25 protein-coding genes are annotated in these 25,459 nt (G+C 59.7%); 11 read left to right on the top strand and 14 right to left on the bottom strand.

What is annotated here, in order from left to right; all coding sequences use genetic code 11:
* Positions 1-4: 4 nt before the first annotated feature.
* From DES53_RS09470 to DES53_RS09445, 8 genes are read right to left on the bottom strand one after another with little or no spacing between them, the layout of a single operon-like run.
* Entirely contained in the window at positions 5-2,461 is a 2,457-nt protein-coding gene (locus DES53_RS09470) for a heavy metal translocating P-type ATPase metal-binding domain-containing protein (protein WP_113957977.1), read from the bottom strand.
* 1 nt (position 2,462) lies between these two features.
* Positions 2,463-3,152, bottom strand: a complete 690-nt coding sequence (locus DES53_RS09465) for a sulfite exporter TauE/SafE family protein (RefSeq protein WP_211325489.1) — start codon at positions 3,150-3,152, stop codon at positions 2,463-2,465.
* Positions 3,139-3,291: a hypothetical protein gene (locus tag DES53_RS32895; protein WP_170156980.1), complete on the bottom strand. Its 153-nt coding sequence runs from the start codon at positions 3,289-3,291 to the stop codon at positions 3,139-3,141. Before DES53_RS32895 ends, DES53_RS09465 begins: the two co-directional genes overlap by 14 nt.
* Positions 3,288-4,706 carry a cytochrome c oxidase accessory protein CcoG gene (gene ccoG, locus DES53_RS09460; protein WP_113957976.1) on the bottom strand — a complete coding sequence of 473 codons (1,419 nt, stop codon included), beginning with the start codon at positions 4,704-4,706 and terminating at the stop codon, positions 3,288-3,290. The genes DES53_RS32895 and ccoG overlap by 4 nt, the downstream gene beginning before the upstream one ends.
* 5 nt (positions 4,707-4,711) lie before the next feature.
* Positions 4,712-5,296: a cbb3-type cytochrome c oxidase N-terminal domain-containing protein gene (locus DES53_RS09455; RefSeq protein WP_170156979.1), complete on the bottom strand. Its 585-nt coding sequence runs from the start codon at positions 5,294-5,296 to the stop codon at positions 4,712-4,714.
* Positions 5,293-5,571, bottom strand: coding sequence for a hypothetical protein (locus tag DES53_RS32480; RefSeq protein WP_147263305.1), 279 nt, complete (start codon positions 5,569-5,571; stop codon positions 5,293-5,295). The genes DES53_RS09455 and DES53_RS32480 overlap by 4 nt, the downstream gene beginning before the upstream one ends.
* Before the next feature lie 18 nt (positions 5,572-5,589).
* Positions 5,590-8,034, bottom strand: a complete 2,445-nt coding sequence (gene ccoN, locus DES53_RS09450; protein ID WP_113957974.1) for a cytochrome-c oxidase, cbb3-type subunit I — start codon at positions 8,032-8,034, stop codon at positions 5,590-5,592.
* 17 nt (positions 8,035-8,051) lie between these two features.
* Positions 8,052-8,246: a hypothetical protein gene (locus DES53_RS09445; protein WP_113957973.1), complete on the bottom strand. Its 195-nt coding sequence runs from the start codon at positions 8,244-8,246 to the stop codon at positions 8,052-8,054.
* Positions 8,247-8,510: 264 nt separating this feature from the next.
* Between DES53_RS09445 and DES53_RS09440 the strand changes: the two genes are divergently transcribed.
* Complete coding sequence (locus DES53_RS09440; protein ID WP_211325488.1) at positions 8,511-10,772, top strand: heavy metal translocating P-type ATPase; 2,262 nt, start codon at positions 8,511-8,513, stop codon at positions 10,770-10,772.
* Positions 10,773-10,879: 107 nt separating this feature from the next.
* Positions 10,880-11,377, top strand: a complete 498-nt coding sequence (locus DES53_RS09435; protein WP_113957972.1) for a pyridoxamine 5'-phosphate oxidase family protein — start codon at positions 10,880-10,882, stop codon at positions 11,375-11,377.
* A gap of 22 nt (positions 11,378-11,399) precedes the next feature.
* On the opposite strand, the gene DES53_RS09430 is transcribed toward DES53_RS09435, so the two are convergent.
* The 5 genes from DES53_RS09430 to DES53_RS09405 all read right to left on the bottom strand — a co-directional run bounded on the left by DES53_RS09430 (position 11,400) and on the right by DES53_RS09405 (position 17,145).
* Complete coding sequence (locus DES53_RS09430; RefSeq protein ID WP_113957971.1) at positions 11,400-13,457, bottom strand: FAD-dependent monooxygenase; 2,058 nt, start codon at positions 13,455-13,457, stop codon at positions 11,400-11,402.
* Positions 13,450-14,619, bottom strand: a complete 1,170-nt coding sequence (locus DES53_RS09425) for a type III polyketide synthase (protein ID WP_113957970.1) — start codon at positions 14,617-14,619, stop codon at positions 13,450-13,452. Before DES53_RS09425 ends, DES53_RS09430 begins: the two co-directional genes overlap by 8 nt.
* A 7-nt stretch (positions 14,620-14,626) precedes the next feature.
* Entirely contained in the window at positions 14,627-15,217 is a 591-nt protein-coding gene (locus DES53_RS09420; protein ID WP_113957969.1) for a YceI family protein, read from the bottom strand.
* A gap of 752 nt (positions 15,218-15,969) precedes the next feature.
* A complete protein-coding gene (locus tag DES53_RS09410) occupies positions 15,970-16,569 on the bottom strand; it encodes a group I truncated hemoglobin (RefSeq protein ID WP_113957967.1) in 600 nt (199 codons plus the stop codon).
* 102 nt (positions 16,570-16,671) lie between these two features.
* Complete coding sequence (locus DES53_RS09405; protein ID WP_113957966.1) at positions 16,672-17,145, bottom strand: group III truncated hemoglobin; 474 nt, start codon at positions 17,143-17,145, stop codon at positions 16,672-16,674.
* Positions 17,146-17,226: 81 nt separating this feature from the next.
* Between DES53_RS09405 and DES53_RS09400 the strand changes: the two genes are divergently transcribed.
* The 6 genes from DES53_RS09400 to DES53_RS09375 all read left to right on the top strand — a co-directional run bounded on the left by DES53_RS09400 (position 17,227) and on the right by DES53_RS09375 (position 22,857).
* Complete coding sequence (locus tag DES53_RS09400) at positions 17,227-17,631, top strand: RrF2 family transcriptional regulator (RefSeq protein ID WP_113957965.1); 405 nt, start codon at positions 17,227-17,229, stop codon at positions 17,629-17,631.
* Positions 17,632-17,893: 262 nt separating this feature from the next.
* The gene (locus tag DES53_RS09395) at positions 17,894-18,850 is read left to right on the top strand and encodes a universal stress protein (RefSeq protein WP_170156978.1); all 957 of its coding nucleotides are present in this window, start codon (positions 17,894-17,896) and stop codon (positions 18,848-18,850) included.
* Positions 18,851-18,937: 87 nt separating this feature from the next.
* The gene (locus DES53_RS09390) at positions 18,938-19,885 is read left to right on the top strand and encodes a universal stress protein (RefSeq protein ID WP_113957963.1); all 948 of its coding nucleotides are present in this window, start codon (positions 18,938-18,940) and stop codon (positions 19,883-19,885) included.
* Positions 19,886-20,028: 143 nt separating this feature from the next.
* Positions 20,029-21,279: an ATP-binding protein gene (locus DES53_RS09385; RefSeq protein WP_113957962.1), complete on the top strand. Its 1,251-nt coding sequence runs from the start codon at positions 20,029-20,031 to the stop codon at positions 21,277-21,279.
* A gap of 27 nt (positions 21,280-21,306) precedes the next feature.
* Positions 21,307-21,750, top strand: a complete 444-nt coding sequence (locus tag DES53_RS09380; protein WP_113957961.1) for a response regulator — start codon at positions 21,307-21,309, stop codon at positions 21,748-21,750.
* Between the two features lie 24 nt (positions 21,751-21,774).
* Positions 21,775-22,857 (top strand): hybrid sensor histidine kinase/response regulator, encoded by a 1,083-nt coding sequence (locus tag DES53_RS09375; RefSeq protein WP_170156976.1) that lies wholly within the window; start codon positions 21,775-21,777, stop codon positions 22,855-22,857.
* A gap of 1 nt (position 22,858) precedes the next feature.
* Here the strand turns inward: DES53_RS09375 and DES53_RS09370 are convergent, their stop codons facing one another.
* Positions 22,859-23,668 (bottom strand): polysaccharide deacetylase family protein, encoded by an 810-nt coding sequence (locus tag DES53_RS09370; RefSeq protein WP_113957959.1) that lies wholly within the window; start codon positions 23,666-23,668, stop codon positions 22,859-22,861.
* A 476-nt stretch (positions 23,669-24,144) separates the two neighbouring features.
* Here DES53_RS09370 and DES53_RS09365 point away from each other — a divergent pair, with 476 nt between their 5' ends.
* The 3 genes from DES53_RS09365 (at position 24,145) to DES53_RS09355 (ending at position 25,269) form a co-directional block, all read left to right on the top strand.
* Positions 24,145-24,363 carry a helix-turn-helix transcriptional regulator gene (locus DES53_RS09365; protein ID WP_113957958.1) on the top strand — a complete coding sequence of 73 codons (219 nt, stop codon included), beginning with the start codon at positions 24,145-24,147 and terminating at the stop codon, positions 24,361-24,363.
* 12 nt (positions 24,364-24,375) lie between these two features.
* Positions 24,376-24,555, top strand: a complete 180-nt coding sequence (locus DES53_RS34030; protein ID WP_113957957.1) for an AraC family transcriptional regulator — start codon at positions 24,376-24,378, stop codon at positions 24,553-24,555.
* Between the two features lie 414 nt (positions 24,556-24,969).
* Positions 24,970-25,269 (top strand): helix-turn-helix domain-containing protein, encoded by a 300-nt coding sequence (locus tag DES53_RS09355; protein ID WP_281270139.1) that lies wholly within the window; start codon positions 24,970-24,972, stop codon positions 25,267-25,269.
* The last annotated feature ends 190 nt before the right edge of the window (positions 25,270-25,459 follow it).

Genomic DNA, 25,459 nt, shown 5'->3' with positions numbered 1-25,459 from the left:
TAACTTAGGATAGCGCTACTTCGCCATTTGCGCCACGCACTGTTTGCGGGTCGGTCTTCCTATCTTGACCCTTCATCTTGCGGCCCCATTGCCCGAGCATCAGTTGTGCAATGCCCAGAGTGACCACGGAGCTTGCAGGCATGAGCACTGCCGCGAGCAGGGGGCTCATCACGCCGGCAAGGGCAAGGGCGATCGCAGACGCATTGTACACCAGCGCGAAGGTGAAGACGCACCTCACGGCCAGCATGCGGCGATGCGCCACGGAGAGGAGATCTGGGAGGAAGCGGAGGCTGTTCCCCAGGAAGTAAAAGTCCGCCTTGCGCTCCAGGAAGTTTTTGCCCGTCACCGGTGAGCCTGCGCACAGGGCCTCGTCGAAGGCCAGGCTGTCATTCGCGCCATCGCCGATGAAGAGGGTCTGGCTCGCACCTGCTTGCCTCACCGACGCCGCTTTCTGGTCAGGCGTCATCTCCGCATGCCACGCGGATTCTTCGAGACCAAGCTGCGCGGCAATACGCGCCACCTTCTCATGGCGGTCACCGCTCAGTAGTTGCACGGTTAGACCGGATTGTCTGAGGCGATCCATCGCGGCACGCGTGGAGGGGCGCAGGCGATCTTCAAAAGCGAATGCGGCCAGTCTTTTGCCATCGCGGCTGAAGACTACATCTTCGGAGTTGCCAGAATAGTTACCATCGTCCTTCCAGCCTGGACGTCCTAGCGCATAGGTCGCGCCATGCTCGGCCTGCAACAGCAATCCCATGCCGACGACCTCTTCCACTGCCGGGCTGGCATCTTGTTGGGAGGCAATGTTGAAGGAACCGAGTGCATCAAAGATACTGCGAGATATGGGATGCAGGCTGGCGTGTACCAGTTGACTGAGTGCCTGGCGACTTGCTGGATCGAGGGTGTCCAGTGCCTCTGGATTCTCGAGCGTGGGATTCTCCGCAGTGAGCGTGCCGGTCTTGTCAAAAAGCACACTACGCACGCGTACAAGCCGCTGCCACAGGAACCCGGTGCGTACGAAGACGCCCAGACGTTGCAGCAATCCATTGGCCAGGTCGTCGGCGAAGGGCGCTGCCACACCCAGCGCACAGGGGCAGGAGACCACGAACACGGAAATCATCACCTGTAGCGCCGTCACCACGCTGGAACCCATGAGAAGCCACGCAGCGCCGCCTGCGATGCCGATGAGAACTACGACCGCGAGATACCACTTGAGCAGGGCGCCAACGAACGGTGAGAAAACATGCTCAGGGCGATCGCTTGCGACCAGCCGCTGGAGCAGGGAACCCTCCCAGCTCTCGAGCACCTCGACTTCCACGGGCCGGTTACTCACCACCAATGCACCGGAGGGCACGAGCTGGCCGGAAGTGCGCTCGGTGGCGGCACTTTCTCCATTAATCCACTCCAGGCTGATGCCTACATGCGGAGAGGACAGTTGGGCGCGGACGGGACACAGCTCACCGGGTTTCAGCCTGATGGAGTCGCCCACAGCGATGTCTCGGATGGCCTTTGCCTCTGTGCTGCCATCTGCATGGCATACCATGACGGTGTCCGCGACCACCGCTCCTTGCAGCATGCGGCGGCTGTTCCTTTCTACTGCGAACTGCTGGAGCCAGCGGCCCACGAGCATCAGAAAAATGAAGGTGGCCACAAAGTCGAAGTACTTCAGGCCATCGACTCCCGTGGCCCAACCAATCATGGCGCCAAGCCAGGCAGCGCCGATGCCAAGAGCGATAGGTGTATCAATATGCAGCACACCGTGTTGCAGTGCGCGCCAGCTCTTCCCTGCAAAGTAGGAGCCACCCAGCAGGAGGGCCAGCGTGGCCGAGCACGCCGCCACGAGGTCAAACCATTCGGCAAAGACAAAGCTCCGCGACATCCCGAGATACGTGGGCAGGGTGAAGGCCATGGCATTCATGGCGAAGGCTCCACACAATCCCATGCGTCTCACCAGATCATCGGCTGCGGGCTTGCCCTTGCCGATTCCTGTAGAGGGACCGAGCAGGTAGCCGAAGTGTTGCAGACGTTTCGCGAATTCAATGGGCGCGAATGCTCCGACGTTCCACTCCACCTCCAGGTCACCCCGAGAGGCGTGGATGGTGATTCTGCCTGCGCCGGGCTGCTGCTGATGCACGCGCTCCATGAGCCATACGCAGCCGAGACATGACATGCCTTGCACACCAAGATGAAGGCGCGCGACGGTGGCGTCTGCCAGCGCTTTCTCCTCGGCTTCCCTGGTGGCTTGTGCAAGCCATTCAAAGTCCTGATCGCGCAGCGCCTGCGTGGAGACCGGCACGAGTGTCTGCTCTCCGCGTAGTTCGTAAAATTTCTCCAATCCCTCTTCCTGAAGAAGCGCATGGACATAGGCACACCCTGTGCAGCAGAAGCGTGAGTCCGCTGCAGTAGAGGGTACTGGGGTGCCGCAGTGGATGCACATGGATTCTGGTGTGGTCATCTTCATGTCAGTCGCTGTGGCAGCACAGCGCCTCCGGTTCACCGGTGAAGGTGCCGCGGAGCCTCCACACCATGATGGTTGCCGCACTCAGGGCGAGTACACGCTGCACCCACTGAGAGGCGCGGCTGCCATATTTAGGCCCGAGCAAATGCACCTGGGTCTGGGCGAGCCAAAGCAAAGGCAGGGTGCCAAGGCCGAAGGCCGCCGCGAATTGAGCGCCCCGTGACATGGAACCGTTGGCCATCGCCAGCGTGAGCATGAGATATAGCGGTCCACAGGGGAGCAATGGTGTGGCTGCGCCCAGCAGTGCGGCCCTCGCCACGATGGGCACGCGGACCAGCGCGAGTCGCAGCTTCGCCGTGGGTCGGGTGAGGATGAGTGGCTTGGGCAGCCATTTGCCGAGTCCGAGCGCGACAGCCAGAAACACAACGACGAACAGCCAGGGAAGCACCCGAGCGCCATGCGCATCCAGCCAGCGCAGGGGAAGTGTGCCAAGCGCTCCCGCCACGGCGCCGAGGGTGGTGTAGGACAGGATACGTGCCCCATGATACAGCGCTGCATTGCGGTGGCGTGCCAGGGGGCTTCCCCCATTGCCGATCGACCAGGCACACACCATGGGGCCACACATGCCCAGACAGTGGACACTGGTCACCAGACCGGCCACGAAGGCGGCGGCAGTGCTGTCAATGGTTTGCACGCTCCACTCCTCCTGTCAGAGAGACCGTTTCGGGCATGTTCTTCACCGCGGTGGTGACAAAGGAAGCCAGCGCTCCGATGAGCACGACGAAGCTGACCACCACCCAGATCCACGGGCGTTCTGCGAGATACTTCTTCATGGCGATGATGACGGGGGAAGGGTGCTGAAGCGGAGGTCGGGCCCGAGGAATTCGACTTCCTGGCTGAGTTTCACACCATTGCCGGTTTCGTGGATGTTGATGCGCACCCGTTGCGATCCTTGATATTGTTTTTGCGGAATGGTCAGGATCACCGTCTTCTCCACCTCATCGAGTGAGGGTACTTCCACCGCGGACTCCGCGCCCAGCAGACTCATCCCCTCTGGCGCATCAGCATTGTCCAACTCCACGCGGAACAGGGCTGGGCCATGTTGCTTGTTGATGATGCGAATCGTGAACTGATTCCTCACCGTCCCTTCGGAGACAAAGAAAGGCTGGCCTGGGATGCGCTTGGCCAGCACTCGCACGGGTTTCAATGAATACAATGCTGCCCCTGCAGCAAGCAGACCCATGAGGGCGAAGACGGTGTACACCAGCGTGCGGGTCCGCAGGTAGCGCGTACGCTTTCCAGAAAGGCCCTGCATGGAGTCGTAGCGCACCAATCCCGGTGCGCGCCCCACCTTGGCCATGATGGCATCGCACGCATCCACACACGCAGCACAGCCGATGCACTCCAGTTGCAGACCATTGCGAATGTCGATGCCGGTCGGGCACACCTGCACACAGCGCATGCAGTTGATGCAATCTCCCACGCCAGGTGCACCCACCTTGCCACGTGGCTCACCGCGTTTCTCGTCATAGCCAATCACCACTGTGTGGTCATCTGTCAGTGCGGATTGCAGCCTCCCATATGGGCAAAGAATGATGCAGAACTGCTCGCGGAACCATGCGAAGGCAAAGTACAGCCCCGTCGTGAGAGAGAGCACCACACCAAAGGCCAGCAGGTGCTGGGAAGGCGGCCCCTGCATCCACGCATAGAGCTGGGGTATGGAAACGAAATAGCTGAGAAACACGTGCGCAATGGCCACGGACAGCGCGAGGTAGATGCTGTGCTTCGCGACTCGTCTCAGGACCTTTCTGAACGACCAGGGTGCAGCATCCAGCTTCTTGCGGGCCGCGGCATCACCATCGATGAAGCGCTCCACGCGGCGGTAGACGTGTTCAAGAAAGACCGTGTAGGGACAGGTCCATCCGCACCACAAGCGACCAAAGAGCGAGGTCACGTAGAAGAGGCCGAAGGCGAGCCCTGTGACCAGGAAGAATCCGAGCCACAGGTCCTGCGCCACGAGCGTGAAGCCAAAGAAGTGAAAACGGCGGTTCGCGACATCCAGGAATACCGCTGGAAATCCCTTCACGGGTATCCAGGGCAGTCCCACATACACGGCGATGAGCACCAGCGCCGTAAGGCGCCGCGCCAGTGTGAAGCGACCCTTTACATCCGAGGGATGGAGGAAGCGATGCGAGCCGTCCGCATTGATGGTGGTGACGCTCGTCAGGTTGGGGGCACGCTGACTCACGGTGGTTAGTTCACTTCCTCGGTATGAGCTTCTCCTTCTTTATGATGACTCATGATATAGGCCACCACCTCGACCACGCGCTGGGTGCCGAGTTGCGGCTCCCAAGGTGGCATGCCCTTGGTCACGTCCGGTGAGCCGCGACGCACAATCTTCAGCACATCCGTGGGAGTGTGACCGTGTTTCCAGGCATTGTCCGCGAGAGCGAGCCCGGGGAGGAGAGGATTGCTCTTTTTGCCCATGAGGTCGGGACCATGGCAGGCTACACAGGTGGCCTTGTAAGTGGCTTCACCAGCGGAGATGACCGCCGGGTCCTGCGACATGGTCCAGAGCCGTGTGTCATCAATGTTCCTGAGCTGCTCGGCGCGCTGGTTCTCAATCTTCTGGATCGCCCGGCCAATCTTCTCCTCGTCCGTGGGGATGAGGTGGAACTGGTAGTAGGCCAGCCAGTGAATGATCATCCAGAGGATGGCGATGTAGAAGGTGAAAAGCCACCAGTTGGGGAGCTTCTGGTCGTACTCCTGGATCCCATCGTACTCGTGAGGCCTGAGTTCCGGTTCTCCGGGGTTGGTGGGCTTTGATTCGTCACTCATGATGGGTCGGTGAGGGGAGGTTTGGGAGCTGAGAGCAGGTTGTCGCGAGCACAGCGGCATTCAGCGCACTGGCCGTTGCAAGGTGGCCGCATGGCGGGCGATGCCGGTGCTGCCCATTCTGGCTCCTCAAGCGGGAGCTGGGCGAGTGCCTGGCAGCGCTCACGGCGCATGAGCAGAGCCCGAAGCAGCATGACGAGGAACACCGCAAGGGTGAGCACGAAGCCAATCAGCGGCAGGTATTGGTGCCAGTCTTCAATGATGACGCGGCGGAACATGGTCGTCGTTGGTATTGGTTACTGCGCTCCGGTGGAGGTGGCCTGTCTGTTGCGGTCAGGCAGGTCAGGTGAAAGAGGGAAGGCACGCTCTGCGAGCGGCACCACCCCGGGCACATCCTCCACCGCTTCCGACTGGCCGAGCTTTTGCAGGTAGGCAATGAGCGCCACGAGCTGGCTTTCTTCGCTGAGTTTCGGCGTCGCGCCGGCCTTCACCAGGTCTTCACGAATCTGCACTGCCTGCGTGCGTGCTGATTCCAGAATCTCATTCGCCGTCATGGCGGGATAGGGCACACCCAGCCGTACCATCGCGGCCAGCTTCTTGGGCAGGGCCTTTGTGTCCGTCTTCGCGTCGAACATGAACGCATAGTTCGGCATGTTCGAGTTCGCATTGATGCTCCTTGGATTGAGCATGTGATTGTAGTGCCAGATGTTGGGATACTTCCCGCCCACGCGGGCGAGGTCTGGTCCCGTGCGCTTGCTGCCCCACTGGAAGGGGAAGTCATAGATGCTCTCACCAAGGCGCGAGGGGGAGCCGTACCGGAGCACGTCCGGCACCATGGTGCGGATCTGTTGGGAGTGGCAATTGTAGCACCCCTCGCTCACGTAGATGTCGCGTCCGGCCAGCTCGAGCGGCGTGTAGAGCTTTTGCAGCCGGTCCTCCACGTTCTTCGCGCGGTTGACCGTGACTGTGGGGAGAATCTGCACCATGCCACCGATGGCCACAGCAATGAGCGTGAGCACGGTGAAGGGCATGTAGTTCTCCAGCAGTCGCTCATACCACTGGGTCCAGGAGCCGCCGCTCGCGCGGAAGCGTTGCGCGCCGATGTAGAAGAGGATGCCGCCGCTGAGCAGTGCGCCCATGTTGGCGTAGTTCTCCAGGAAGAACCAGCCCATCATCAGCACCAGCCCACCGGCGGTGAGCAGCACAGGGTCGTTGTACCAGACTTCCTTCCACTTCATGCGGTCCTGCATGGCGGTGCGCGCCACGAAGACTTCACGTGTCTCATTCACTGCGTGGCCTGAGCGAATGGTGCGCCAGATGTTGTACACCATGAGCAGATGACCCACGAGGAAGAGACCGCCGCCCAGGGTGCGCATCATCATGAGAGGCATGATGGCGTCCAGCGTGTCGAGGAACTGGGAATACACCAGCTCCGTTCCGCCATTGCGCGTGGCATTCAGCATCAGGCCCTGCCTCACTCCCGAGATCCACATGGAGGCCACATAGAAAAGGATGCCGATGAGCCCAATCCAGAAGTGGTAGTTCGCGAGTTGCTTCGAAAAGAGCTTCGTGCCCCACAGACGCGGCGCCATCCAGTAGAACATGCCTGCAGCCATGAAACCATTCCACCCAAGCGCACCCGCATGGACGTGACCGATGGTCCAGTCTGAGTAGTGGGAGAGCGCATTTACCGCACGGATGGAAAGCAGCGGCCCCTCAAACGTGGCCATGCCGTAGAAGGTGACCCCGGCGACGAAGAACTTGATGACTGGATCCGTACGCAGCTTGTCCCAGGCGCCGCGCAGGGTGAGGAGGCCGTTGAGCATTCCGCCCCAGGATGGCGCCCACAGCATAAGGCTGAAGGTCATACCCAGAAGTTGCAGCCAGTGGGGCAGGGAAGTGTTCAGCAGATGGTGAGGGCCTGCCCAGATGTAGAGAAACACCAGCGACCAGAAGTGCACAATCGACAACCGGTAGGAATACACCGGGCGCTCCGCTGCCTTCGGCAGGAAGTAGTACATGATGCCAAGAATCGGAGTCGTCAGGAAGAACGCGACCGCATTGTGCCCATACCACCACTGCACCAGCGCATCCTGTACCCCGCCAAAGATGGGATAGCTGTGCGTCCACGATGTGGGAATCGACAGGTGGTTGACGATGTAGAGCATCGCCACTGTCACGATAGTCGCGATGTAGAACCAGATGGCGACGTAGAGCGAGGGTTCGTTACGCTTCGCCAGGGTCCAGAAAAAGTTGATGGCAAAGATGACCCACACGAGGGCGACCGCGATATTGATGGGCCAGATGAGTTCTGCGTACTCCTTGCTACGGCTCAAGCCCAGCGGAAGTGTGATGGCTGCCGCGAGGATGATGAGCTGCCATCCCCAGAAGTGGATCGCCCCCAGCAAGTCAGAGGCCACGCGCACCTTGCACAAGCGCTGCGTGGAGTAGTAGATGCCCGCGAACATCATATTCCCCACGAAGGCGAAGATGACGGCATTGGTGTGCAGCGGACGCAGGCGGCCAAAGGTGAGCCACGACGTGTCAAAGTTCATCCGCCAATGGGTGAGCTGTGAGGCGATGATGACACCCACCAGCATGCCCACCGCCCCCCAGATGATGGAAGCCAGGAGGAACTGCCTTGGCAGGCGATCGTTGAACTCTATGGTGGTCTTGCCACTACCTGGATGGACCGATGAAGGGGGCGCGGAGTCGGGGGAGTTTCCGTTCTTGAGATGCATGGATGCAGGGGATGGGATCAAGAGCCATGCCTGTCCGCCGCGTGCGTCTTGGCTGCTCGACCAGGGCGCACGGGCGGCAGGTCATCCTCGAGTGGCATGAGTGCCTCCTGTTCATTGCCAAGACCGCGACGATGGCGGCTGCCAAGGAACAGGACCATGAAGAACGCCGCCAGCAGCACGCTTAAGAAGATGGTGATGGCGAGCGCTTCCATGGGTGGAGGAGGGTCGTTTGGTACTGGCAATGCCATCTTCCTTCACGCACATGCATGCCGCTTGGCGGATGTTGTGCTTCACCGCACAGATCTTGTGTAGCTGACAGAAATGCCCGGTGATTTGCGACGTTTCCGCGTTCACCAGGGTGCTTCCTTTACGCTTTGAAATGCACAATATCTGTATGGCGTGGCATGTTGGCTCGCCGAGGATGATGTGCAGGCGTATTAGTTGCTGGAGAAAACATTGTTTCATCCCTACATCCCATGACCGCGACAGACTCGGACCCTTCGGAACAGTTCCGTGATGCCGTCACGTGGATGGAAGGGCTTGAAGCCTTTCTTCAGAATGATGATGAGATCCTGGCCGTGCGGCTGGATCCCAGCGCCCAGACGATCTCCGTCGCCACCAAGGGCACGGTGAATGCCGTGAAGCTCAAGGAGAAGCTCGATACCCTGATTCGAGAACTCGATGAGCAATTCCTCTCCACGCGTCCGGAAAGTGCAGGGACAAGTGGTTCTGCGTTGGTGGTGGAACGTCCACATGGAACTGCTGCCGCGGACCGGCGTGCCTGGACGTGGAGGCAGTTTGCGTGGCCCACGGTTCGCAATGCAGAGCTGGACCAAGCGTCCGAGTGGAAACGTTTGGCCTTGCAGGCTGGTATCTGCCTCTTGCTGCTCCTGGCAGGTGTGGTGCTGGAGCATCAGGAAAACCTGATGTGGCTGGCCATCGCCTGCTATACCGGCTCCATGATTGCCGGAGGGATTAATGCCGCGATGGAGACGTGGTCGAAACTGCGGCAATTCCGTCTCGATATCGACTTCCTCATGCTCGCGGTCGCCATCGCGGCTTCATCGATTGGCGCGTGGCGTGAGGGTGCGTTGCTGCTCTTCCTCTTCTCAGCCTCTGGCGCCATCGAGCACTACGTATTGCACCGTACACGTCGTGAGATCAGCGCATTGACACGCGCGGCTCCGAAGGTGGCCCGGGTGATGGGTGCAGATGGCAGCCTGCAAATGCGTCCTGTGGAGGCGTTGGTCATCGGTGACCAATTGCGGGTGCTGCCGGACGAATTGATTCCTGTCGATGGGACGCTGATGTCTGGTGAAACGGCCGTGGATGAGTCCAATGTCACCGGCGAGTCCGTGCCCATTGAAAAGACCAGCGGTGATACGCTGCTGGGGGGTACCCTGAATCTCTGGGGCTCCATCGCCCTGCGCGTGGACAAGGTCTCAGCGGAGAGCACGCTGCAGCGCATCATTGCTTTGATTGAGCAGGCAGAGCATTTGCGCGCACCGAGCCAGCGCTTCACGGATAAGTTTGGCACGGCGTACACACTCTCCGCCATGGGGTTGACGTTGGCCATGTTCTTCGTGTGGTCGCTTGCGCTGGGAGTGCGGCCTTTTGCGAATGAGCCCGGCGTGACCTCGGCCTTCTATCGTTCCATGACCCTGCTCGTGGTGATGTCTCCGTGTGCTCTCGCTCTCAGCATCCCCTCAGCAATCCTGGCGGCCATTGCTTGGGGAGCAAGGCATGGGCTTCTGTTTCGTGGCGGCGCTGCCGTGGAGAAGCTCGCCGAGGTGGACACCATCTGCATGGACAAGACTGGCACCCTCACGGAAGGAGCCATGCGGGTGCGTCAGGTGGAGAGCTTCCCGACTGGGCACGAGAATGACGTCGCTAGAATCGCTGTATCGCTCGACAGCCATTCGAATCATCCCATCTCACGTGCCATCAGCGAATATGGGAGGCGGCATGGGGTGAATCCGGAAACAGTCACGGACTTCCAGCGCATCTCCGGCATGGGCTTGCGTGGGAAGATTCAGGACGTCGTCTACTATGTCGGTCGTCGGGAGCTGTTGAGCCAGCCCCAGTTCCGCGAGTGGCTGCAACGAGTGCCAGATACGCCGCTCGCGGTGTCTGAAGTGTGGGTGCTGGGGCAGGGCGTAGTCGGGCGCATCTTGCTGGAGGATTCCATCCGCGAAGGCAGCCGATCCGTGCTGAGGCGGCTGAGGGAGCACGGCATCGAAAGCATGATGCTCACGGGAGATCGGCGTGCTGCAGCGGAGAGCGTCGCCAAGGAGTTGGGAGTCACCACGGTGCGTGCTGGACTTCATCCGGGTGATAAGGTTCGCATCATCCAGGAGCTGACCACACGAGGACGCAAGGTGGCGATGGTCGGCGACGGCGTGAATGACGCCCCCAGCCTGGCTGCCGCCCATGTGAGCGTTGCCATGGGAGCGCGCGGTAGCGATGCTGCCATGGAGCAGAGCGACATCGTATTGATGAATGACCGCATTGAGAAGCTGCTTACCGCGTTGGATCTGAGCCAGCGGGCGCGGCGCATCATCCGGCAGAATCTGGCCATCTCACTCGGCGCCATTGTGCTGGCCTCCCTTGCTTCTCTGGCGTCGCTGCTGCCGCTGACTTGGGGCGTGGTCGCACATGAGGGCAGCACCCTCATCGTGTGCCTGAACAGCCTGCGCCTCATCTTCTACAAGGAGGCGTCCCCTGAGAGTCGAGGTTGAGCCGATGGGGGCGTCATGATCAGGGACAAGATTTGCCGTGGTCTCCACAAGGGACGAACGGCAGATGCTGCACTCGCCGTCTATCTTTGAGGTGAATCCCCACCGATATGAGTGCGACAAACGACATTGAATTCGACCCCAATACCTATGACATTGAAGATAGCGACGATGTCATCAACCTGGCGAAGAGTCTGGTGAACGGTCACTACCCGGGCATCCTCGGCACCATTGATCTTGAGGGGAAACCGCAGATGCGTTGGATGTCCACACTCGCTCTGGATGAGTTTCCTGTATTTCAGACACTCACATCTCCGGAAAGCCGCAAGGTGCGGGAGATTCTCGCTCACCCCGAGGTGAATTGGATGTTCTTCAACAAGGACCTTTCCCTCGTGGTGAACCTCAAAGGCAGGGCGAGAGTCGTCGATGACGGTCCCTCACTGAAGCGCATCTGGCAGCGCATTGTGGACATGTCCCACGCGTACTTCCTGGAGCACTATCATAAGAAACCCGGCTTCTGCGCCATCGAAACGGTGGTGGAGTCCATCGAACTCCACTCTCCCAAGCACAACGTGCATTTCACGCTCAACCCGTTTGAGATGGCGTGAGCATCATTTCAGGTGAGACGTCCTAGGAGCGTCTCGCCCGGGATCTCCGTGGAATGCGCCTTGATGGCACGCGGCTCAGCGTGGCTCCGGGGATGCTGCTCATGGAGAACCACAAGGCAAGCGGACGAGCCAGTAACGGAGAAAACAACGCTGCCTTCATGAACGTGTCCCTGAGTAGCGCGTTCACGTTCCCCTGCAGTGTCCCGAGCCTCATGCCCCATGCAGCCCGGCGGGTGGCAATCCTGGCGGCTCGTGAGCGAATGCGATCATAGGCTGAAGACCACGCCGATGCCATGGCTGGGTCGTCTTGCATGGCCGGAAGTGCAACGCTGAGGAACTCCGCATCCGCGAATCCAGTATTCATCCCCTGACCACCAATCGGGCTCATCACATGAGCTGAGTCACCGCAGAGAAAGATGCGACCGTCGACATACGTCTCGCACCGCATCCAGCGAGGGCTGAAGGGTAACGTTGCAGGCATGACTCCATGAGGCATCTCAAGCGGAATGCCCGTGCGGTGAAGAACAGTTTGCACCAGGGTTTCCAAATCGGCAGCGGTAGAAGATTGTCGATCCGGCATCTGGATAACCCACCTTCTCATTCCTGCTGGAAGCGGGAAGGACTCCACGGCTCCATCTGCGGTGAAGAATAGTCGCGCTTCATCGCCCAGACCGCTTGAGTCCATGAAGTCCGCCATTACGAAGTGGCAGGGATATTTACCTTCATGGGTGCGGATGCGTAGCTGGTTGCGCGTGGAGCCACGGCTCCCATCACAGGCCACCACGTGTTTCGCTCTTACAGACTCGCGGCCATTCGTGTTGCGCACTTCCACTTCCACACCCGAGCCATCTTGCGCGAGGAGCTTCGCTTCAGCGCCATGCGTGATTCTGGCCTGAGGATAGCGTGCGAGATTCCCGCGCAGGAGGGCCATCGTCCGGGATTGAGGCACACTCAGTACAAACTTCGAAGGGCCGGACAGGTGGGTGAAATCGCAGACGCCGACTGGCCCATAGTGGCCATTCACTTCCACGCGCGAGATGGGAACCCCTGAAGCTATGAGCGCATCTGCGAGTCCCAGGCGGGAAAAGATTTCCAGGGAGGGTGGCGTGATGCCGATGGCTTGCGATGGGCACTGGGAGTCGGGATTCTGCTCAATGACCAGCACCTGTCGGCCTCGATCGGCAAGGAGATTTGCGAGCAGCAGCCCCACCGGACCGGCCCCGATGATGATCACATCATGAGGAGTGTCCATCTCGGTTGCCGTTGCCATCTCCTTGCGCCATCGTCGGAGAGGCAGCCAGTAGGGCACGCGCTGCTGATAGCGTACGAAGGCGTCTCCGTAGTACCTGGCATAGCGCTTCTCCTTTAGCACCGGCGCTGCAATGCAATATCCCGTCCAGAGCAGCGCCGCCAGTAGATGATCCAGAGTCCAGACCGGTGCAGTCCATAGGATCAGCGCGAAGGAGAGGTAGATGGGCTGCCGTACATACCGGAAGGTTCCTGCCCTGGCGAAGGGTTTGTACACAGCAGGTTCATTGCGCCACACACTGCGCCATCCCAGCAGGCCAATCTGGACATCCATGCCGGCATCATACATCGACTTCGCGAGCAGCAGCCATGATGCTGCATACAGGGTGTCCAGCACATGGAGCAGCCAGCCCGCGGGAGCGGACCAGACGACATGCGAAGGCGACCACCACAGGAACACCAGCAGCAGCTGCAGCGAGGAGATGGTGGCGAACAGAGTGGTGGACAGCGCCCTTCCCAGAGAGAATGGCGCCAGCCGGGCCATCCACTTGCGTCCACGATCTCCAAGCAGCAGGCTGTGCCCGGCGGCGAATTGGGTGAGCAGCAGGACATTTCCTGCCACTCCCGTCCAGCCAGACAAGGCGCTCCATCCCTCGGTCAAACCTCCATGGAGAGCCACGAACATCACCACGACAGCAGCGATGAAGAAACTATGGCATAGAGTGCCATAGGCCAGAGCAGTCCATCGCTGCAGGTTGGTGTAGGGAGGGGCGTCGGACCACCTCGGTGGAGGCCCGACGGGTGTCGTCCCCGAGTAAGGTGTATCAGCCATGCAGTGTGGAGTCGTGCAAGGTTTGCAGGGCAGTGTTCTCGGTGGCCCGATGCACAGGTTTGCAGCCCAGACGCTCGAGAAGTGCCACCTCCACCGTCAGACCCGGGCCAAAGGCCATCGCGCAGGTCGGTCCAGTTGCTTGCGTCGGCGTCCCCAGGAGATCCTTCAACACAAAGAGCACGGTCGCGCTGCTCATGTTGCCATGGTTCCTCAGCACGCGGCGCGAGCTCGCCAGGGCTGTGTATGGCAGTTGCAATCCCTGCTCCACCTTGTCCAGAATGGCGCGACCACCCGGATGCACGGCCCACTCTGCGATATCCGCGGGTGTGCAGTGATGTTTGCCAAGCACCCGTGTCATGAGTGTCTGCATCTCTGCTCCGAGTATCTCCGGCACGTAGCTACTCAGCTTGATCTCGAAGCCGTGATTGCCGATGTCCCATGCCATGTGCGCAGCGCCCGAAGGAACCAACTCCGAGGTGAATCCATCCAGACTGTAGGCGGGGATTTCTTTCGCTGGCGAGTGTGCGGTCACGAGCGCTGCTGCTGCGCCGTCAGCAAAGAGTGAATTGGCCAGCATCACGTCCGGCTTGTCTTCCAGCTGCAGGTGCAATGTGCAGAGCTCCAGACAGACCACGAGCACGACGGCGTCTTCGCAAGCTGCACAGAACTGCGATGCCATGCGTAGCGCGGGGAAGGCCGCATAGCAGCCCATGAACCCAAGGGTGTAACGCTCCACGCCAGGATTCATGCCGAGCGATTCGACGAGATGCAGCTCTGGTCCGGGATTCACGAATCCAGTGCAGGTGACATAGATCACGTGTGTGATGTCACTGGCCTGGTAGCCGCTGCCATGGAGCGCACGTCTGGCAACTTCCTCGGCCATGTCACGGGAGGCTTTGGCATAGCGTGCATTCCGCTCGGCTGTGCCCGGATTTCCCGGGCGCCCGCCACCGTCCGGTTGGAAGAGGCCGTGGCCACCGGTCTCAAAGAAACTCTCCAGCACGCTGTGCCGGGTCTCAATGCCGGAGCGCTTGTACAGGGCGCTCAGGAGGCGGCGATGCCGTTCATCGGACGTCCATCCCATCATCCGCTCGCGGATGGTGTCTTGTCGGTAGACGAATGGAGCCGCCAGAGTCGCTATGTGGTGTATGTAGGCGTTCATCGGAGGTTCAGGCGTTGACTTTCTCCAGAGTGACCTTGGCATGGACCTTCACCACATCGCCCACTCGAATGACCAGCATGACGGAGGGCACGCGTATGCTGTACGTCTTCATGGAAACGTCGAAGTCCATTTCAAAGGACGCGCTGTCTCCCTTCTGTTTCCAGTTTGAGATCGTAGCGACCGAGGACTGGCTCTTTCCCATGATGACGAGATTGAAGGGAAGGACCTGCGGTGTTGCGCCAATGCCCGGAGTGAGATGGGAGAACTGTGTATCGATGTCACCAACGACGAGGGGGTGGTCGCTAGCGCGCAAAGCCTTGCGCATGTTCTCATCGCGCTTGGATTCCTTGGTATCCATCTCTGCCGCTTTCACCTCCACCCTGGCTTTGATGGACGAAGGCTTCGCCGCGTCGCTCATGCCGACCGAGGTGATGAATGGCTGGGCCTTCACGCTTCCGGACCAGTCGTGAAGGGTAGAGGTTCCTGCAAAGGTGATGGAGGCAGAGCCATTCCACTGCGTGATGCTCTGTGCGTGGGTAGGTTGTTGCAGTCCTACGATGACTGCGACCGTGGTAAGAAAGGCAAAGGAGAGTTTCATGATGATGAAGAAATGAAGTGCTGTTGAATAGAAAAGTGCGCGGCAGTCCTCACGACGTGCCGACGTGATGGCAGTCCATGACCGTGAGTATTCATCACGGGAGGGAGTGGGCGTGGACCACGCTCATGGTGCTCGATGGCAGAGCAGCACGGGTGGTCGGAGTTCTGTTCAGAGCAGGTGCACGCAGCGAGCGATTCGCGCTTCTTCTGCGGTGGCCATCCCATCATGGGGAGGGTCTCTTCCTGTCAGCCGTGTAATCCGCTTTGCGGAGGGCTCGGGGCGGTGCTCCCAGGTCGGCAGCATTTCCCACGGGCAATCTTCCACGCCCGGCACCTCGGAGGTGGTGCTGGCGAGAGATTCGTCGGTGGTCCGGTCTGGTCGCTCGTCGCAGTGACAGGGAACCTCACTCTCGGTGCCCTGCAACGGCGGGGCCTTCAGCTGGCACGGACCAGGATTTTCCTGCCGTGCAACGAGTCCGTGATGGTGATGATGATGCGGAACATGAATGCCAAGCGGCTCCAGCAACTGGCATAGGCAACCTGGCAGCACGAGCTGCAGGCATGCCCAGACACAGAGGATGGATTTGAACCAGGTCACATCACGGCAACAAAGAGACGGATGCTATGACCTGAGAATTTGCCCGGCGTTGAATGATTTTTTGCAATGCTATTTGGTCTCAATAGCAGATGCTCCCAGAGTACCATCATCGCCCGTCTTCCTGGCGATGATGGTTGAGTGGAGCGTACAGCGAATCAAGGCACTGCAGTAGTCGCCGCTGCTGCGGGCTTCGCCGGGCGATTGAGCACCGCATCCCGGGTGCTGCCGACGATGGCCATGGCCTGGCCGATCAGTTGGGGATCGACCTTCAATTCCGTGAGCGTCGCCTGCAGGTGCTCTGCAATGGCATCGAAGTGGGTGTCATTCAATCCACCGAGGCTTTCATGAGCGCTCCGGAGATCCTTGCCCACGTAGGGGATGGGGCCACCAAGTGCTGCAGAGAGGAACTCCTTCTGCTTCCTCTTCTGCTTGTTCATGTTGATGTCCTCGAAGAAGTAATTCACGCGCTTGTCCGCAAGCACCTTCACATAGAAGAGCTCGACTGCGGCATCTATGGCAGCCTTGCCGCCGAGCTTTTGGTACAGGCTCCCGGCGCGATCGTTTGTGAACTTCTGGCGTGAGGCTTCATCGGCGAAGGAGTAAGTAATGCCTTCGTACGCGTAGGTGATGGCAGGGTCCGCGGGCTTGCCGGTGACCGGGCAGGTGCCATTCGATGTTTCCTTGCTTGAGCCCGGTTCCGCGGCAGAGGCGGCGAGGCTGCAGACGAGGCTGAGGAGCAGTATCGTTTTTTTCATGGGTGGTAGCGTGTGAGCAGTGTGTTTGTGTTCTGGTTTGTATCTGGGTGCATGCGTCCCTCCCACCGTGGGGTGGGGCGCAAAAGGATGGCCGCTTGAAGCTCAAGCTGGCTGTTCGGCCCGGTACTTCGCGTAGCGGGCGCGTTGCTCCGGAGTCAGGCGGGCAGGATCGAATCGTGGATCGGGGACGCCGTTGATGCGGCTGTACAAGACGTTCGCCATGTCGTGGGCACAGTTCTTGATGTGTTCCGCATTGGGGCCGGTGAAGAGGCTGTCCACCGTCTCGCGGAAGAGAAGCAGCCAGCGATCAAACTGGGTGCGGCCCATCTCCGTCTGCGGCACCAGCTTGGCATGGGCTGCCACGGGATTGCCCGTGTAGCCACCGGACCGGAAGAGCACCGTTTCCCAGAAGGCGTACATGCGTGGGAGGTGGGATTCCCAGTGCGTCTTGGCGACATCGTTGAAGATGAAACCCAGAAGTTCGTCAGCCTGTACGCGCTCGTAGAAGGCATTCACGAGCTTTTCGATATCGGGGCGGCCAAGCAGGTCAGGGAATGGGGGATTGGCAATGTTCATTGAAATAGGTATAATAAATACCTAATTGGAAAACAAATCTTTCAGGCCACAGTGCGAATCCATCATTTCTGACTGTACCCGATGAAGCTCACCTACCGCACCGACTATGCTCTTCGCGTGCTCATCTACCTGATGAAGCGCCCTGGAGAGAAGGCGACCACTCGTGAGATGGCCGAGTTCTACGGTGTCTCGCTCAATCACCTCACGAAGGTCGCCAAGACACTGACTCGTGCGGGCTGGCTCAAGACAGAACGTGGCGCGAGTGGCGGGCTCATGCTGGCGCCACACACGCCGGATACGAAGCTGGGTGAAATCGTCCGCCTGACAGAGACCGCCGATGTCGTGGAGTGCTTCACACCCGCTACGAACACCTGTCCCATCTCTGCGAAGTGTCACTTGAAGCCCATCTTGTACAGGGCCCAGAGCGCCTTCTACTCCGTGCTGGATGAGCACACCGTGCGCGATTTGGCAATGACGGTGAAGTAGGTTCATCAAAGTAGGGGAGCGGCAAGCTCACGCTCGCACCAAGGACGCGGAGTACTCGGCATCTTTTGGGATACTCCGGTGGGATCTTGGCGCTGCCTGATTGACGCCGGCTGTGCGTCAGCGGGATGCGCTTCAAGAAACGCGCAATACAAACCAACGGATGCAGAGAGGTTCCGCCAGCCGATGGCAGAATGGAAGTGTCCACCACGGCACACACAGCCATTCAATCATCCTCAGACTCCATCTCCAACCCACTCCTGCCATGAAAGTCCTCTGCGGTACCGATTTCTCTGAACCTGCCAAAGATGCCGCGGAAGTGGCGTCGTATGTAGCGGCGAAGCTCAAACACCCGCTGAAGCTGGTGCATTGCGTCGCGGACTGGCTTGCCCCGGCGGAGTATCCCGTGGTCGAGTCGCTCCATTCCCACGGTCAGAATTTGCTCGATGCCGAGGCGGACCGTATTTGTGCGCCGGGCCAGAGGGTGGAGACCACCGTGATGCACGGCAGTGCGGGGCACCATCTCATTGAGGAAGGTGATGATGACACCGCGCTGGTGGTGATGGGCGCCACCGGAAAGGGAATCACAGAGAGGCTGCTGGTAGGCAGTGTCGCGGAGCATGTGGCGGAGTCCGTAATCACCCCCACACTGGTGGTGAGGCACGCAGAGCCTTTGCTGCAGTGGCTGCAGAATGGAAAGGCTCTGAAGGTGCTTTGTGCTTCCGATGTCAGTGAATCAGAGGATGCACTTCCAAGGGCGATCGAGAAGCTGCTGCTCCTGGGGCCCATCGATCTCGAGTGTGCGCATTTCGTGCAGATGAATGCGAAAATGGTCCAGAGCGGTGAGTGGATGGTTGGAGATTCCGATTTCACCACGCCTGCGAACAAGGAGACTACGGCCGTTCAGGAAAAGGTGAAAAAGCGGTTCGACGAGGCCATTGGCGTCGTGCCTCGGGCGGTGCACGTCCTCCCGTCGTGGGGGAACCCTGCCTACGATCTTGTTGCCGTGGCCCAGAGGGCGAAGGCGGATCTGATTGTCGTGGGCTCGCATCACAGACATGGACTGCAGCGTCTCAAACATCCCTCATTCTCAAGGCGGGTGCTGGCGCATGGTCACACGAATGTGTTGTGCGTGTATCTGGGGGAAGCGGAGCTGGAGTCGAAGGTTTCTGCAACGTCGCGGAAAGCCGGGCAAAAGGCAGGCGTGCCTGCGGGCGTCTGATGTGGAGCACGCCCGGGCTTACGGGAACGCACACAGCATCGCAAAATCCGCAGAGCCCGGTAGTGCAGTGTGGGTCATGTTCCTGTCATGAAAACCGCGTACAGTACCGCAGCACCTGTGGCTGAGTCTGCCTCGCGAGTCAGGAGGATTCTCGCGCCCACGGACTTTTCACCGCTTTCCAGGGCCGCGGTGAGTGCCACGGTGGCCCTGGTGATGGCCAGCCCCGGTGCATCCGTCACCTTGCTGCATGTGGTGGATCCCTCGGAGGACAACGATGCTGAACACGATGCCGCCCACCATCATGCGCCACTCTCCACCCGCATCAATCAGGCGGACCGGTGGATGAAGGAGCTGCGCTCCCAATATAGCATCCAAAACAGTGAAATGCTCGAGACGAGAATCGCGACGGGCTCCGCGGTGCAGGTCATCTGTGACATGGCCCGGGACGAGGGCTTTGATTTGCTGGTGATGTCCAGCCACGGGCGGATGGGACTTGCTCGGATGAGCATCGGCAGTGTGGCTGAGCAGGTGGTGCAGCAGGCGCCCTGTCCTGTGCTTGTAGGGAAGGCCCTGAGGAACAAGGCCGGAACTCTTACACCCTGCCCGCCAGAGTTTCGATTCAGCCGGATCCTTGTGGGGTATGATCATCGGGCTGGCGCGCAGCACGCTCTGGATATGGCGTGCGCCCTGGATGCCCGGGAAGGTGCGCACATCACCCTGGTACATGCCCTGGAGCCTGCGCCTGCCTGGCCTCCTTGCAGTGCGGACAGCCAGACGCAAGCCTTGTGTGTCCATGAGGCTCTGGTTCGCATGGCCAAGGTCCAGGAAGAAAGAATGCCGGAGAGTCGCAATTGGGACCTGCGTGTGGAGAACGGGGAGCCGTGGGATGTGATCGTGAAGTTGGCGAAAGAAGCCGATAGCGATTTGATCATCGTGGGGCCGCACGAGCACACGCGCTGGGGGCACTCGTATGTGGGCAGCACTGCCCAGTGGGTCGTGCGCCAGGCACCGTGTCCGGTGCTGGTGGTGAAGTAACGCGCGGACGAAATGGAGTGGCGCGGACTTCCAAAACAATTGACACGACCGACATGGAACAATTACTGAGGAGCCAGGCACTGGATGGGGACTGGAGAATCCTTTCCACGAGTTACTTCCGGTTCAGTGCCGCATCGTGTTCCATGTCTTCCGAGGTTTCCAGTTCAGAAGGATCGTCAGCAGCCGATGCAGGGACCAGGCGCGTCCCAGGCAGCGAAGGTGCACAACCATCCTATGAAGAATTACTGGAGAGGCTCGGGGAGCTGCATGATCTCAAGGCAGCACTGGATGCACACTCCATCGTTGCCATCACAGATCCCGCAGGTGATATCACCTACGTGAACGACAAGTTCTGCCAGATCTCCAGGTACAGCCGGGAGGAACTGCTGGGGCGCAATCACAGGATCATCAACTCTGGTCATCACCCGCGTGAATTCTTCACCGGCATGTGGCGTACCATCTCGAAGGGCAGGGTGTGGAGAGGGGAGATCAAGAACCGCGCGAAGGACGGCACCTACTACTGGGTGGATACTACCATTTTCCCCTTTCTCGACAAGGCAGGCCAGCCCGTGCAATACATCGCCATCCGCACGGACATCAGCGTGCGGAAGCAGTATGAGGAACAACTCGCGCAGATGGCGCGCACGCTGGCGGAGAAGAACAAGGAACTCGAGGCCATCGTCTACGTCGCCTCGCATGACCTGCGCTCGCCCCTGGTGAATATCCAGGGCTTCAGCAAGGAACTCGCCCGCGCCTGCAGCCTGGTGGAGACGAAGCTCGCGGGCACCGGTGCAGAGAAGCTGCCCGGCGTGCAGGAGGCGCTCACGGAAGACATCCCGGAGGCGCTGAGCTTCATCCTCTCCAGCGTGGGAAAAATGGAAGCGCTCCTCGCTGGTTTCCTCCGGTTCTCTCGCATGGGCCGAGTGGCCCTGACGATCGTGGAGCTCGACATGAACCGGCTCATGTCTGACATCATGCACACGATGGAATACCAAATCCAGCAGGCTGGAGCCACGGTGCGCGTGACCGATCTACCCCCGTGCATGGGTGATGCCGTGCAAATCAACCAGGTCTTCTCGAACCTGCTCGACAACTCGCTGAAGTATCGCAGCACGGAAAGGACTTGCAGCATCACCATAAGCGGTCGCATCGAAGGCGGGCGGTCCATCTACTGCGTGGAGGACAACGGCATCGGCATTGAAACCGCGCACCAGTCCAAGGTGTTTGAAATCTTCCACCGGCTGGACCCATCCCATGGCAGTGGCGAGGGATTGGGCCTCACCATCGCACTGCGCATCCTCGAAAGGCACGAAGGAAGAATCTGGCTTGAGTCCGAGGCAGGGAAGGGCAGCCGCTTCTTTGTATCGCTGCCCGTTCCTTCACAGTCCGACTGATTTGCGAGTTCCCAGGCACCGACCGTCATGAACTTGAAGCAGGAAGTGACCATACTGATTGTGGATGATGATCCTGGCCATGCCCGTCTCATCGAAAAGAACTTGCGCCGTGCAGCTCTGGCGAATCCCATCGAACGTTTTTCGGACGGGCAGGAGGTGCTGGACTTTCTCTTCCGCCGGGTGGAAGGGCAGCGTCCGTCAGAGGCCGCTTATCTTTTGCTCCTGGATATCCGGATGCCCAAGGTGGATGGGGTGGAGGTGCTGCGGCAAATCAAGGGCGATGTGGAGTTGCGCAAGATACCCGTCATCATGCTGACCACCACGGATGACCCACGCGAGGTCGCTCGCTGCCATGCTCTCGGCTGTAGCCACTACCTTGTGAAGCCGGTGGACTATGAGAAGTTCTCCGAAACCATCACCAGCCTGGGACACTTCGTGACCCTGGTGGAGGTGCCGGAAGTCAGCGTCTAGTTCTGCTGGAGCATGAGCAAGGAAATGGCATCTGATACACTATCACCCACCACATCGCCGGCGCCGGGCCAGACCATCTTCGTGGTCGATGATGACGAGGGGCTTACCCGCCTGATTGCACGTTCGCTCAAACGGGAGGGCTATCAAGCGGCCACGGCCACCTCCGGCAGGGATGCCATGGCATGGCTCCAGGATCATGAGGCCGACCTGATGCTGCTGGATCTGAAACTCAATGATCTCAACGCGACAGAGCTGGTGGAGCGCCTGAAGGCCAAAGGCCGGTTGGTCCCCTTTGTGATCATCACGGGGCAGGGGGACGAGAGGGTGGCAGTCGATATGATGAAGCGCGGTGCGCTGGACTACATCGTGAAGGATGGACAATTCCTCGAGCTGGTCCCGGCTGTGGTGCAGCGGGCTCTGGCACAGATGGATCGTGAGCATCGCCTGGCGGAGGCCGAGGAGGAGCGGAAGCGGCTGGAGCGTGAGGTGCTGGAGATCAGCGAGCAGGAGCAGCGCCGTATCGGGCATGACCTCCACGACGGACTTGGGCAGACGCTCGCTGGTGTGGATGTACTGCTGGAAGTGCTGAAGAAAAGACTCGCCACAAGTTCTCCCCTGGACGTGGATGCAGTGGCGTCCATCTCCGGCTATGTGAAGGATGCCATCCAACAGACCCGGATGCTGGCACGTGGATTATCCCCAGTGGAGGTGGAAAGGAATGGACTCATGTCGGCGCTCAAAGCCCTCGCCGCGCACACCTCGCAATTGTTCAAGGTGACCTGCAGCTTCACCTGCGATCAAGCGGTGGAAGTGCGAGATCACGCAAAGGCCACCCATCTCTACCGCATCGCCCAGGAGGCGATTCACAATGCGGTGCGCCATGGCAAAGCGAAGCATATTGACATCATTCTTTCCGAACTCACTGCAAGCGCCTCCCTCACCATCACAGGCGATGGCAGCCAGGTGCCCGCGCCTCAGGACAAGGCAGGCAATGGCATGGGCCTGTACACGATGAAATACCGTGCGGGAATGATTGGCGGCTCTGTCGAGATTCGGTCCGCCCAGCCGCAGGGCACCGAGGTAGTCTGCACGTTTCCGAAGGGATAGCTCACTTGGGCTTCACCATGGACGTGGTGCTCTGTGACTGAAGTGTGGAGCCAAGCTGTCTGATGTCCGGGCGGGATAGACCGGGTATCCATTCGTTGACGGTCACAAATTCGAAACCTCGCTCCCGCAGACCATGAATCACCCGGGGAAGTGCCTCGACGGTTTCGGGATGGCCCACATGCATCAGCACAATGGCGCCCTTCAGCTCGGCATCTCGCTTTCCGAGAATCCTTTCTTCAATGAAGGCAGCTGTCTTCGGCGGCTCCATGGCATCGAGCGTGTCGATGCTCCAGCGGATGGCGTGGAAGCCAAGCTTTTGCGCGACGGTCAGTACTTCGGGATTGGTCTCGCCATAGGGTGCTCTGAAGAGCGGCATATAGCGAACACCGAACCATCCCACAAAGCGGTCATCGGTGCGCACGAGTTCCTCCCGGACTTCCCACTCCTCCAGCTTGGTGAGGTTCTTGTGGGCCCACGTGTGATTTCCGAGCACATGTCCCTGTGTGGCTATCCATCTTGCCAGATGGAGGTTTTCGCATGCCCACCTGCCTGTGAGAAAGAAGGTGGCGCGGACTCTTTCCTGCTCCAGCACGTCCAAGAGTTCAGGGAGGCCTTCAGCATCAGCTCCCGCATCGAATGTCAATGCCACCTGCCGTAGATGGCCTGGTCCTCGCTGCATCTCGGTTGGCAGGTGCGGTGCAGCCGGGTTGTGCTCGCGGGCATCAAGGTCTTTGTTCGGGAGCGGTGTTCCTCCAAAGGCTGTACTCAAGATTGCTGCCACCACTCCCCATTTGAGGATGTTTGGTATCATGGCGTGACCTCCTCTGCTTCACCTTCGTTCCAACGGCATGAAGTGGCTCACCATTCCTTGCTGAAAGCCATGCATTCCTCAACCGTGGCAGGAGGGGAGAGGCACAATGATGGAGTCTGGTCATGTCCTTCACCAATCAGGATGATGTCATCACATCAAGGAGCAGACCGTTGCATTGCACATCGGCCTCTGCTGTGTTGCTCGAAAGCGCTACTTCTGAGCGGCGCTGCGTAGTCAAACTCACGTGTTGGTACTACGCCCTGCTGTCGCCGTGAAAGCCTTCGCAAACCAATCGGACCTTTTCGGCTGTCGTGCAGGGTTGCATTGTAGGGTCAGATTGCTGGTGAAAACAAGGTGCCTGAATTGCAAGGTCGCAATTTAAAGTGCAACGCCGGACTTGCTTGGTATTGCGTTCATGGTGAATGAACTAGTTGGCAGGTTGACTTGGTTGCCCATATTTGCATATAAGGGGCAAAATGCTGGACATCGAAGAAGCGCAAGCGCGCACGCTCAGAGCAGTGGAGCTGCTGCTGGCGGATGTCGCAAACTCGCCCAGCATTGCCAGCATTGCAGACACGGTGGGGATGACGAAGTACGAGCTCAGCCGCTTGTTCCCCATGGTGACGGGGAAGTCCGGACCGGAGCTTCTGAGGCAGGCCCGTATCCAGAAGGCCGCTGAACTGCTGCGCGCCTAGCCGGACCGGCGCGTGGGTGAGGTCGCCCACGAAGTGGGCTACGCCAGCATCAGCGCGTTTAGCAGGGCTTTCCAACTGGAAATGGGAACGCTGCCCTCTGAATATCAGAGCGAGCACAGGCCCAAGGACTTCCCGGAGAATTTTTCCTTTCCTAGGCCGCCCCGGAAATACATCCGCAGGAATCCGCGATAATAGCGGGGTGGGGCAGATGCCCATTTTGCCCGGATGGGGCCCCGTCTGCCGGGGCTAGAGGTGCCAAACGGGGGAGCGCAGTAGTCTGGTGAATTCGGTTTCCTCCGATCGAGGAACAGATATCGCTGTATCGCGGCGCCAGTTCGGCTTGTCAGCTTCGTGTTTCCAGAAAAGTGAGGAAGTGACGGTCTGGAGGGAAACTTCCTCTCGATGGATCTCGTGGACGTAAGTTGGGTGGCGCAGCATCACTTCGTCATTTCCTCACTCCTTGGTCTGCCTCCATGGGGGCTGTGACTGCAATTGCAATTAAGTCGCCCTTGCCTGCGCAAAAGTGGGCTACTACCATGCACGCATCCACCGAGGAGAAGAGCCGCGCGGCCATGCGCGGCCAGCAAGCTCATCGCTGCCAATTTCGTGGAGCCACCCAGCCTGGATGTTCTCATTGAGGGCACGAGGTTGAGCAAATTTCAGATGAGCCGCGCCTTCTTCCAGACGCACGGGGTCTCCATCCCGCAGTACGTTCGGCGGGTGCGTGTGGAGAAGGCGCTCGAACTGCTGGCCGTGAGCCGTGACCCGGTGGGACTCATCGGTGTCCAAGTCGGCTACTACAGCATGGCCGCCTTTTGCCGTGCCTTCCTGGTGGAGAAGGGCGTTTCCCCAAAGACCCTCCGCAAGAGCCTGAGCCAGGGTACGGGAACGGCGTCGCGTGCCTGACTGCCTGTGCTTCGTCTTTGTTCAGCGCACCTCTGAAGCTAAACTCCTGTCGGGATTGAAGGAGTGAATCGGCTCATCTCCTCATGCACATCCTCCCTCCTCATGTATAGTCTTGGCGACTATGCGGCGTGGGATGTGGAGCGGGGCAGACGTGAAGATGGATTTGCCATGGATGGACAGGCCGTGTTCG

The sequence above is a fragment of the Roseimicrobium gellanilyticum genome (assembly GCF_003315205.1).
Taxonomy (GTDB): domain Bacteria; phylum Verrucomicrobiota; class Verrucomicrobiia; order Verrucomicrobiales; family Verrucomicrobiaceae; genus Roseimicrobium; species Roseimicrobium gellanilyticum.
The sequence above is the reverse complement of the archived record's forward strand: the minus strand, read 5'-3'. Positions and strand labels throughout refer to the sequence as shown.

Coding starts and splice junctions, on each gene's coding strand:
- DES53_RS09400 (WP_113957965.1), top strand. CDS start 17,227: ATGAAGCTCACCTACCGCACCGACTATGCTCTTCGCGTGCTCATCTAC.
- DES53_RS09420 (WP_113957969.1), bottom strand. CDS start 15,217: ATGAAACTCTCCTTTGCCTTTCTTACCACGGTCGCAGTCATCGTAGGA.
- DES53_RS09370 (WP_113957959.1), bottom strand. CDS start 23,668: ATGATACCAAACATCCTCAAATGGGGAGTGGTGGCAGCAATCTTGAGT.
- DES53_RS09445 (WP_113957973.1), bottom strand. CDS start 8,246: ATGGAAGCGCTCGCCATCACCATCTTCTTAAGCGTGCTGCTGGCGGCG.
- DES53_RS09390 (WP_113957963.1), top strand. CDS start 18,938: ATGAAAACCGCGTACAGTACCGCAGCACCTGTGGCTGAGTCTGCCTCG.
- DES53_RS09425 (WP_113957970.1), bottom strand. CDS start 14,619: ATGAACGCCTACATACACCACATAGCGACTCTGGCGGCTCCATTCGTC.
- DES53_RS09410 (WP_113957967.1), bottom strand. CDS start 16,569: ATGAAAAAAACGATACTGCTCCTCAGCCTCGTCTGCAGCCTCGCCGCC.
- DES53_RS32480 (WP_147263305.1), bottom strand. CDS start 5,571: ATGTTCCGCCGCGTCATCATTGAAGACTGGCACCAATACCTGCCGCTG.
- DES53_RS09405 (WP_113957966.1), bottom strand. CDS start 17,145: ATGAACATTGCCAATCCCCCATTCCCTGACCTGCTTGGCCGCCCCGAT.
- DES53_RS09385 (WP_113957962.1), top strand. CDS start 20,029: ATGTCTTCCGAGGTTTCCAGTTCAGAAGGATCGTCAGCAGCCGATGCA.
- DES53_RS09365 (WP_113957958.1), top strand. CDS start 24,145: ATGCTGGACATCGAAGAAGCGCAAGCGCGCACGCTCAGAGCAGTGGAG.
- DES53_RS09440 (WP_211325488.1), top strand. CDS start 8,511: ATGACCGCGACAGACTCGGACCCTTCGGAACAGTTCCGTGATGCCGTC.
- ccoN (WP_113957974.1), bottom strand. CDS start 8,034: ATGCATCTCAAGAACGGAAACTCCCCCGACTCCGCGCCCCCTTCATCG.
- DES53_RS09375 (WP_170156976.1), top strand. CDS start 21,775: ATGGCATCTGATACACTATCACCCACCACATCGCCGGCGCCGGGCCAG.
- DES53_RS09395 (WP_170156978.1), top strand. CDS start 17,894: ATGAAAGTCCTCTGCGGTACCGATTTCTCTGAACCTGCCAAAGATGCC.
- DES53_RS32895 (WP_170156980.1), bottom strand. CDS start 3,291: ATGAAGAAGTATCTCGCAGAACGCCCGTGGATCTGGGTGGTGGTCAGC.
- DES53_RS09380 (WP_113957961.1), top strand. CDS start 21,307: ATGAACTTGAAGCAGGAAGTGACCATACTGATTGTGGATGATGATCCT.
- DES53_RS09430 (WP_113957971.1), bottom strand. CDS start 13,457: ATGGCTGATACACCTTACTCGGGGACGACACCCGTCGGGCCTCCACCG.
- DES53_RS09435 (WP_113957972.1), top strand. CDS start 10,880: ATGAGTGCGACAAACGACATTGAATTCGACCCCAATACCTATGACATT.
- DES53_RS09455 (WP_170156979.1), bottom strand. CDS start 5,296: ATGAGTGACGAATCAAAGCCCACCAACCCCGGAGAACCGGAACTCAGG.
- DES53_RS09470 (WP_113957977.1), bottom strand. CDS start 2,461: ATGAAGATGACCACACCAGAATCCATGTGCATCCACTGCGGCACCCCA.